Genomic DNA, 3,692 nt, shown 5'->3' on the forward strand with positions numbered 1-3,692 from the left:
CCAGGAGGAATGGCTGGGCCGGCGGTGGACCGACGCCATCCACCCGGAGGACGCGGGGCGCGTGGCCCGGTTCGCCGGCGCCGCCGTGGCGGGCCTTTGCGCGATGGCGCTCGGCGCGGCGCTGGTGTTCCGCGGCGCGGACCTTGGCGCCCTGGCGGCGCTGGCCGTCGGCGGAGGGTTGCTGCTGGCCGCGGGCGGCGGCTTGGCGGTGGCGGCGCTGGCGCTGGTGGCGGCGCTCCTGGCGCGGTCCGCGGGGAGCGCGCGGCTCGACCGCCTCGGCGGGCTGGCGCGGTTCATGCCCATCGCCGCCATGGCGGCGGCGCTGCCCGCCGTCATGACCCTGGCGATGCTGCCGCTGTTCCCGGGCTTCGCCGGCTCCTGGGCCTTGATGCAAGCGCTGGTGTCCGGGTGGCGCTTGGGCGGCGCCGCCTTGCCGCTGTTCTGCGCGGGGGGACTCGTGCTCGCCGGGGCGGCGTCGGCGGTCCTCGCCGCTGCGATGCTGCGGTTCTTCGCCGCCGCCTTTCTCGGCCGGCCGCGGACGCCGCGCGCCGCGGGCGCGCGGGACGCGGCGGGCCTGTCCTGCTGGGCGCTGCTGCTCCCCGTCGCGCCGTTGGTGCTCCTGGGGTTGGCGCCGGGCTTGGCGCTCGCCTGGGGCCGGGCGGCGCTGGCCGTGGTCGCCGGCCGGGCGCCGGTGCCCACGCGCGGCGCCGGCTTGGCGTTGGCGGAGGGTGGCGCCGCTTACGCGCCGCTGCTGCTCGCGGCCTTGCTCGCGCTGTTCGGCCTCGCGGTCGCCGCCTTGGTGCTGCGGCTGGCGCCGCCGGGCGGGGCGGGGCGCGGGCCGGCTTGGGAGGGCGGGTTCCTCGCGCCGCCGCCGCACTTGCCCTTCGGCGAGCCGTTGACGCAGCCGAGCGCCGCCGGGCTGGCCGAGCCGCTCCTGGGCTTGCTCGGCGGACCGGCGGCGGCGCGGCGCGCGTCGTCGTCGCTCGTTCGCCGCCTCCGGGCGACGGTGACGGGCGCCCCGCTTCCTTCCCGAACCACCGCGGGCGCGGCGCTGGGCGGCGCGCTCTTCCTCCTCGCGGCGGCCTTGGCGGCGCTGGCCGTCGCCGGGGGCGGGTGAAGGCGGTGGCGCCCTGGAGCGGGCTCCTCCTCCAGATCCTGCACGCCGCGCTGCTGCTGGCGGCGGCGCCGCTGGTCGCCGGGCTGACGCATTGGGTGCGAGCGCGGTTGGAGGGGCGGCGCGGCGCTTCGCCGCTACAGCCCTACCGCGACCTTGCGCGCGGCCTGCGCCGGCTGCCGGTGCTGGCGCCGGGCGCTTCGCCGTTGGCCGCGGCGGCGCCGCTGGTGGCGGTCGGGGCGCTGGCGCTCGCGGCCGGGCTGCTGCCGCCCGTGCTGCTCCCCGGCCTCGGCGGCCCGACGCTCCTCGGCCCAGCGCCCGCCGCGCTGTCCCTCGATCCGGTCGCGCCCGCGCCGGCGCCGGTGTCGGGCGATCTGGTGCTGATCGCCGCGCTGCTCGGCTTGTCGCGCTTCGCGTTGGCGCTGGCGCTGGCCGACGCCGGCACCGCCGCCGGCGGCCTCGGCGCGTCGCGGCTGGCGGCGCAACCGGCGTTGTTCGAGCCGGCGCTGCTGCTGGTGGCGCTGTGCGCGGCGGCGCTCGCCGGGGCGGCGGCCGCGTCCGGCGGGGCCGACGCGGGTCCGGACGGGGCCGTCGCGCTTGGGGCACGGGCGCCGCTGTTGCTGGCGCTGGCGGCGGTGCTGCTGGTGGCCGCGTCCGAAACGCCGGGACCGCCGGTCGGGGGGGTGGGCGGCGGCGCGATGCTCCACGACCTCGGAACCGCGCCGGAGGCGGCCGGGATGGACTTTTCTGGCTGGCACCTCGCGCTCTGGGATTACGCGCGGGCGCTGCGCCGCACCCTGTTCCTCGCGCTGCTGCTGGCGCTGTTGCCCTGGTCGCCCCCGGGCGGCGCGGTGCTCGGGCCTTTGTTCGGGATGGCGGGGTTCGGCCTAGCGTGCGTCGCGGCCGCCGCCGTGGAGGGCGGCCTCGTCGCGCCGCACCCGGAGCGGGTGCCGGCCTTGGGCGTCGGCGCGGTGGCGCTGGCGGCGGTGGCGGCGGCGTTGCTGCTGCTCGGGGGCGTGGCGGCTTGAACGGCGCGTCCTTCGCCGAGGCGGTGCCGAACCTCGCCGGCGCGGCGATGCTGCTGCTCGGCCTCTTCTTGCCGACCCGGCGGAGGCCGGACGCAGCGGCGCGTCTGGTGGCTTGGCAAGGCGGGCTCCTTGCGCTCGCCGCGGCGTCCGCCGTTTGGAGCGGGGCGGCGGCGCCATCTTTTTGGTTCGTCGCGTTCGGCGCCCTGGCGGGGCGTGCGCTGCTCCTTCCCGCGCTGCTCCGGATGGCGGCGGATGGCCGCGGCGCGGCGGCGCGGGAGGCGGCTGGCCCCGCGCCGCTCCTGCTGGGCGGCGGGCTGGCGGTGCTGGCCGTCGCCGCGGTGGTGCCGACGGGCGCCGGCGTCGCGTCCGGGACCCGGGAAGGCTTGGCGCTGGCGCTCGCCACGCTGCTCGTGGGGGTGTTGGCGATGCGGCTCCGGCGGGGCGTCTTCTCCGGCTTGGCCGGGCTGGTGGCCGCGGAGAACGGGGCGCTGCTCGGGCTCGTCCACGCCGGCGGGGCGCTGCCGGGCGCGGCGGCGCTGGCGGTGCTGTCGCCGGGGTTCGTGGCCTGCGTCGCGCTGGCGACGGCGCGCGGCGGCAGCGGCACACAGGGCGTTTCCCTGCGGACGCTGTTCCGGGCCGCGCGCCGGTGATTCCGGTCTGGCTGCCGGTCGCGGTGCCTTGGGCGGGGGCGGCGCTGCTCGCCGCGCTGCGCCCGAGGCGGCCGGCCTTCGTCGGCCCGGCCGTCGCGTTCGCTTCCTTCGCCGCGGCGGTCGCGCTCGCCGCACGGAACGGCGCGGAGCGGCCGACGGCCGACGCGCTCGGCGTCGCGCTGCTGCTGGCCGGCGCCGCGGCCGCGCTGCTGGTCGCGGTTTGGAACGCCGGGGCGGCCCCGGCCGACGCGCCGGGCGGGGAGAACCGGTTCGTCGCGGCGGGTTTTCCGCTGCTCCAGGGGGCGCAAGCGCTGGCGCTGCTGGCCGATGACGCGGCGGTGGCCTGGATCGGGCTGGCGGTGGCGACCGGCTCCGGGGTGGCGATGGTGGCGCTTGCGGGCGGGGCGGGGCGGCGTCGCGCCTTTGTCGCGGCTTGGCGGATGCTGTTGTCCTGCGGCGCCGGCCTGTCGCTGGCGCTGCTCGGCGTCGCGCTGCTGCACCGGGGCGTGGCGGCGGCGCCGTCCGGCTTGGAGAACCTGGGGTTCGTGCTGGTGCTGGCGGGTCACGGCGCCGTCGCCGGCTTGGCGCCGTTGCACGCTTGGCTTCCCCGGGCGGCGGCTGTCGCGGCGCCGCCGGTGGTGGCGCTGGTGGCCGGACTGCTCCCGCCGGCCGCGCTGCACGCCGTGCTCCGCGCGGCGGAGGCGGCGGGGCCGACGTCCGGCGCCTTGCCCGCGTCGGCGCTGCTGGTGGCTGTGGGCCTCGCCACGGCGGGGCTCGCCGCGGTGTCGGCTTGGAGGCTGCCGTTTCGCGCGGCGGCGCGGGGGCTGCCGGGCCGGGGCGCCGCGGGGCTGGTCGGGCTCGCCGCGGTGGGGTTCGGCCTCGGCGGCGCGGGGGGGGGGT

2 protein-coding genes and 2 pseudogenes are annotated in these 3,692 nt (G+C 80.1%); all 4 read left to right on the forward strand.

Going from position 1 to position 3,692, the window contains the following annotated elements:
• A pseudogene (locus tag ABD067_RS12205) lies at positions 1 to 1,117 on the forward strand (hypothetical protein); the annotation flags it as partial.
• A 5-nt stretch (positions 1,118 to 1,122) separates the two neighbouring features.
• Entirely contained in the window at positions 1,123 to 2,142 is a 1,020-nt protein-coding gene (locus ABD067_RS12210; protein WP_343895571.1) for an NADH-quinone oxidoreductase subunit H, read from the forward strand.
• Positions 2,139 to 2,792, forward strand: a complete 654-nt coding sequence (locus tag ABD067_RS12215) for a hypothetical protein (RefSeq protein WP_343895572.1) — start codon at positions 2,139 to 2,141, stop codon at positions 2,790 to 2,792. Before ABD067_RS12210 ends, ABD067_RS12215 begins: the two co-directional genes overlap by 4 nt.
• Positions 2,789 to 3,692, forward strand: a pseudogene (locus ABD067_RS12220) (hypothetical protein); the annotation flags it as partial. The gene ABD067_RS12215 and the pseudogene ABD067_RS12220, both read left to right, overlap by 4 nt.

The organism is Craurococcus roseus, from assembly GCF_039523795.1.
In the GTDB taxonomy this organism is placed as follows: Bacteria; Pseudomonadota; Alphaproteobacteria; order Acetobacterales; family Acetobacteraceae; genus Craurococcus; species Craurococcus roseus.